Origin of the sequence: Pseudoalteromonas sp., from assembly GCF_041629635.1 — a bacterium.
Lineage (GTDB): Bacteria > Pseudomonadota > Gammaproteobacteria > Enterobacterales > Alteromonadaceae > Pseudoalteromonas.
On sequence record NZ_JBFKMX010000174.1, the window covers coordinates 1 to 5968 of the forward strand.

Here is a 5968-nt window from a genome sequence, read left to right on the forward strand (position 1 = left end):
CGGCCATTGTTATCACCAAGAATTGTGGCTGAGTTTGCATCGTCATCTTGGCTAATGCGAACATAATGCTGGCCATTCGATGCATCACTCGGTAGTGTACTTTTAGTGGTATACATGCGCGTTTCAACTTGGCTGTTATAATTATTGGCAACATTTAGGTATTTTTCAGAAAGCGCGTTGTCACCTGCCAGTTTTGCGATTTCACCTGCAGTAATGAGGCCGGCAATCACAGCAGCTGTTGTTGATGGCGAATGCCCTGCTTGCTCTTCCCAACGTTCTTGCTGAGTAAATGGCGGTTTAATTTCGGTGTCATTCCATAAAATTTTAGCAAGACCACCTTCCACTAAAAAATCGGCCGCGGGTTTAAGCATTTTGTTAAACCAATAAATCAGTTCTTGTTTGCTAAGCGCATCAGCAAGGTATAACTTCCAGCCAAGCATAATTGGCATCGCCGTTTGATCAAGTTGAACACCTACCCACTCTAGCTCACCATCTACATGGGTCTTTTGTAAAAACCAACCTGTATCGCCCTGGTTACCCGGTGTTTTATCGGTTACTTGTACTTTTTCTAGGTATTCAAATGCGGTTTTAGCAGTCGCTGTGTCACCCATAGCTAAGAATGCCATTGCTACTTGATAAAAGTCGCGTACCCAAACCGCTTTGTAACCTGTGTGCCCTTCAATTGCAGGTACTGTGTCGCCCCAAGGGTTTGACAATGATGCAATCAATGCGCCCGCATGCGTTTTGTCTTCTTGTGCTTTTAACACGAGTGCACTGGCATACGCTAAGCGGCCATTGTCGGCAGATTGATTGCTAAGTGACTCTAAATCAAGCGACGCTAAATACCCTTGCCAGTCAACGCCAAATTCGGTTAATAACGCTTGATAACCTTTTTGTTGGCTTGAGGTTGCTGCTGCAATACTTTCATCCAAGGTTTTACCAAATGAAAGTGTTAAATCAAATTCTGCTTTGCTTGATGTGCTGCCAAGTAATGCATCAAGTGACACATTTCCGGTTTTATCACCCGTTGTTGAATAGCTGATGAACGTTTCGCCCGATTTCATTTGTGATATAAGATCAGATGTACCAACAAAACCCACACTTGCCTGTTCAAATGTTGTGTTACTTGCAAGCGTAAGATAATTGTCGCCATCAATCGCAACGAGTTTGCCATCTTTCATCATGGCTTTATCACCAACACCGTTATTGTTTACGTACGGATTGGCATGAACATAAAGTGACAGTGGCTCGCCTTTAAGTGACTCTATTGCCACTTTTACAAATAACGCTTGGTTGTTGCTATCGGTGAAAATATGCTTTTCAATTTTAAAGCGCCCTTGCTTGTCAGTATTTGTTAGCTTGTAAGCAAGTGATAACGGTCTACCAAGTTCGTCTTTTTGTAGATAGTCAATTTGCCAGTTGGTGTCGTCTAGCTCTGTTGCAACAAAGTTGTTGCCTTTCACTACAAATTGCATTTCTTTTAGCTGTGCTTGGTGAATTAAACCAAACATGGTTTCAGTGATAATCCCCTGCGCTAACGAGAACCACACTTTGGAAACGGCACCGGTTACAGCTTTATCACTGTAACTGCCATCTAAGTAGGCTTCATAACTGGTACCAATACCTGTTTTACCTGAATAAGCCCAGTAGGGTTTGCTACCAGGCGCACCAGGCGCAATTGCATTATTTTGCACTGCACTTACTGTATTGCTTGTGGTTACATCAGTACCACAGCCTGAAATTGCAAGTGCCACAGCACTTGCCAGAAATGATTGTTTAACAAATTTAGTTTTAAACATGGTTAATTTTTCACTTGTTGTCATTTACTTGTTATATGTCACACGCGTTACAGCAATTGCTGCAATCAAATACGAAATACCACCGAGAGTGAGGGCATAAATTGCCTCGCCATTAAACACATAGCGTACAAGCGAACCTAAAATAGTGGCCGCAAGCATTTGTGGGATCACGATGAAAAAGTTAAAAATACCCATATACACGCCCATTTTGTTACTAGGCAGCGCATTGCTGAGCATGGCATATGGCAGCGATAAAACCGACGCCCAGACAAATCCAATGGCCACCATAGCGTAAATCAGATGTTCGCTATTCGAAATAAAGGCAAAACTCAACATGCCGCCTGCGCCAAGCAATAAGTTGATCATATGGCTCACTTTTAAGCCAAGTTTTTTTACCATTAGTGGAATGACAATCGCAGCAATAACGGAAAAGCCGTTATAGGCAGCAAATAAAACCCCTACCCAATCAGCGCCATCGTTATACGCTTTCGTTGCAACATCGCTGCTACCAAAGTGAAAACTTGTTACCGCAGGTGTGGTATAAATCCACATTGCAAACAGCGCAAACCAGCTAAAAAACTGCACAACGGCCAATTGTTTCATGGTTTTTGGCATATTCATCATGTCAGACATTACCGTGTAAAAGCCGTTATCTGTCTTGCCTTTAGATTGCATGCTGTTTGAAAGTAAAAATAGCCCACCAAATACGCTAAGTGCGCCGCCTAAGAAAACGATGTCTTTACCAAGTGATAACACATAAACCGCTGCTAAAACGATAACCCCTAAACTTAAAAACGTAGCACCAATGCGTGCAAACGGCACATGCCCTTGGTTGGAATAAGCCAGCGTTACTTCTGGATCTTCATATTTCGCCAGCTCTTCGGGGCTATATTCTTTAGTAGAAACAATGGTCCAAAGCACCGCTATCAGTAATACCACAGCGCCAAAATAGAATGAGAAAGTCACTGACTCAGGAATAACCCCAGCCTCTGCCATGTTACTAATGCCAAACCAATTGGTCATCATCCAAGGCAATGCGGATGCAATAACAGCACCCACACCAATGAAAAAGCTTTGCATGGCATAACCTAAACCACGCTGCTTTTTCGGTAAGTTATCACCGACCAGCGCACGGAATGGTTCCATAGTGACGTTAATCGCAGCGTCCATAATCCAAAGCATACCCGCAGCAATCCATAAGGTTGGGGAATTTGGCATAATGCATAGTGCAAGCGAGGTAAGTAATGCACCATAGAGGAAAAATGGACGACGGCGGCCTAATTTACCCCAAGTACGATCGCTAAAATAACCTACAATCGGCTGTACAATTAAACCTGTAAGCGGCGCGGCAATCCATAAAATGGGAATATCATCAATGTTCGCTCCTAAGGTTTGGAAAATGCGGCTCACATTGGCACTTTGTAAGGCAAAGCCAAATTGAATGCCCATAAAGCCAAAACACATATTCCATATTTGCCAAAACGACAGTGTTGGTTTGTCTTGCACGGTTGTTGTCATAAAGTTACTCCACAGCCACTACAACTGCACCCTGAGGTGCGAGCGTGAATTGCGTGTTTTTGTTATTAATTTGAATTTGGTTTTTGCCTGCAAATTTCAGCAAATTTTGCTGCTTTACTAGGTATGGCAGCGAGAATGTCTGAGGCTTATCTGCAAAATTTGCAAGCACTAATAGGGTTTGGTTACTTGTATGGCGTTTAAAGCCAATAACTTTGTCTTTTACAGCACCTAATTGATTGGAAATATTTGTCAGCTCGCCCCATTTGATGGCATCACGTTTTGCAAGAGTTAGCAGTGAAACATAAAAGCTGCGCAGTTCTTTTTGCGTTTTTGATAACAACGCGCCATCAAATTTGCCATGATTCATCCATTTTTGATGCTCAGGCACCCCAACATAGTCAAAAATACTGGTGCGTGTAGGGCTAGCAAACCCAGCGTTTTCTGCACCGGGCTCACCCACTTCTTGGCCAAAGTAAATAAGCGTAGGTGACGTACTTATTAAATGTGACACCACCATCGCTGGTTTGCCTTTATTCATATCGCCAACAAAATCGGGGCTGGCAATACGCTGCTCGTCATGGTTTTCTAAAAAGTTAAGCATATGCGGGGCAATATCTTTCACTTCATTATGCACTGGTATTAATGTGCTAGCTGACTGTTTACCCTGCATAATCCATTTTAAGGTGTCATAAAAACCCACTTTGTCGTAAAGGTAATCCATTTTGCCTAAGTGAATATAATCACGATAAAGGATTGGGTTATATACTTCGGCAATTAATGTAGCCTCTGGGTTTTTAATTTTAATATGCGCATTTAAATAACTCCAAAATTCTACTGGTACCATTTCGGCCATATCATAGCGAAAGCCATCCACGCCTTTATCTAACCAATAAAAAGCTATATCGCGCATTTTTTGCCAACTGCTTGGCAATTCTTTGTCTTGCCAAAACCTCACAACATCGTGATAGTTTTTAGAGGCATACTCATTTGGTAATTTTGCAAAATCATGGCTGCCATCGGGTTTTACACCATAATTTACTTTTACGGTTTCGAACCAATCATTAAAATCGGGTTGTGCTTCGCGCGAGCCATTGCCTGTCCATTTCGCAGGGTTTTCGTCGAACTTGCCATCAACTAAAGGGTGCGCATCACCACCTAAAGGTGGATATTCATCAGGGAATTTAGGCAGTGAAAACGCTTTTCCAGGAATATAGTAAAAATCATTAAACTTAGAATAGGTCACGCTGGTATTGTCTTTTTCTCCAAGACCGATAACGCCTTTAGGTTTGGCGATAGACTGGTAGCGACGTGCAACATGGTTTGGCACAATATCAATGATCACTTTAAGGCCAGCAGCATGACTTCGCGCAATAAGTGCTTCAAATTCTTCGATTCGCTTCGCAGGGTTATTTGCCAAATCTGGGTTTACTGAGTAGTAATCTTTAATGGCATAAGGAGAACCTGCGCGGCCTTTAATCACATCGGGGTCGTCTAAACTAATGCCAAATTTTGTGTAATCCTCAGCCATTGCATGATGCAGCACACCTGTGTACCAAATGTGGCTAACGCCCATGCCTTTAATTTCATTAAGCGCTTTAGGTGTAAAGTCATCAAATTTACCAACACCGTTTTCTGCTTTACTACCCCAGGGTTTATTGGTGGTATTTGTGTTGCCAAATAAACGCGTAAATACCTGATAGACCACAGGCTTTTGCTCTGCGTTTTTTTCTTCAACTAGTTTTGATTGGGCACTGCCATGATGTGACACCATTAAAAGTGCAAATAAGGCATACATCTTCTTTTTCATTTAATTACCAAATCGTTTTAAAAATTCGTTATGGGACGGTAGTTGTTCGCTAGTATGGCGCATCAATACTTTTAAATTAGCCAGCATTTCAGTTAATTGTTGATCGGTCAGATTATCTGCCAATGGGTGATATTGTTTTGGCGTAGCACCTTGTCCTAGCATTACTTGCTGCCACGCAATTTCACTAAAGAGCTCATCGTCTTGTCTAAAAAACAAGGCATTCTCAGTAAACAATTTCATTTTATGAGCAAGGCTTGGGGGTATTTCCATCTGCTTACATTGACGCCAAAATGCACTGTCTTCGCGTTTTGTTAATTTGTAATGCAGAATAATAAAATCACGAATACGCTCAAATTCAATTTGGCTTTGACGATTGTATTCGGCCACCACTTCATCAGTGATGCCCATCAGCGGAAAATGTTTCAGTAAACGAGTGGCCGCCGTCTGAATAAGGTGAATACTAGTAGATTCAAGTGGCTCTAAAAAGCCGCTTGAAAGCCCTATCGCTACCACATTTTTATGCCATTGCTTTAAACGGCGCCCCGTACGAAAACGAATAAGCTTAGGCTCTGCAAGTGCTTTACCCGGTAAATTTTTAAGTAATAACGCTTTGGCAGTGTCATCTGAAAGGTGTTTACTTGCATAGACTAGGCCATTACCAATACGATTAGTCAGTGGAATTTGCCATTGCCACCCTGCAGATTGGGCAATTGAGCGTGTATAGGGTTTTATTTCACTTTCACCATGTTCACATGGCACAGCCAGAGCACTGTCGCATGGCAACCAATGGCTCCAATCTTCAAAGCCAACATTCAAGGTTTTATCTAGCAATAAACCATGTAAA

At 42.1% G+C, this 5968-nt stretch carries 4 protein-coding genes; all 4 read right to left on the reverse strand.

Features of this window, described 5'->3' with window-relative positions:
• Positions 1–1823, reverse strand: a 1823-nt coding sequence (locus tag ABYD77_RS17060) for a glycoside hydrolase family 15 protein (protein WP_372771293.1), incomplete at its 3' end; no start/stop codon positions are given.
• Complete coding sequence (locus ABYD77_RS17065) at positions 1824–3317, reverse strand: MFS transporter (protein ID WP_372771294.1); 1494 nt, start codon at positions 3315–3317, stop codon at positions 1824–1826.
• 4 nt (positions 3318–3321) lie between these two features.
• Complete coding sequence (locus ABYD77_RS17070) at positions 3322–5124, reverse strand: alpha-amylase family glycosyl hydrolase (RefSeq protein WP_372771295.1); 1803 nt, start codon at positions 5122–5124, stop codon at positions 3322–3324.
• Positions 5125–5968: tryptophan halogenase family protein (locus ABYD77_RS17075; RefSeq protein ID WP_372771296.1), on the reverse strand; the 844-nt coding region annotated here is incomplete at its 5' end.

Coding starts and splice junctions, on each gene's coding strand:
- ABYD77_RS17070 (WP_372771295.1), bottom strand. CDS start 5,124: ATGAAAAAGAAGATGTATGCCTTATTTGCACTTTTAATGGTGTCACAT.
- ABYD77_RS17065 (WP_372771294.1), bottom strand. CDS start 3,317: ATGACAACAACCGTGCAAGACAAACCAACACTGTCGTTTTGGCAAATA.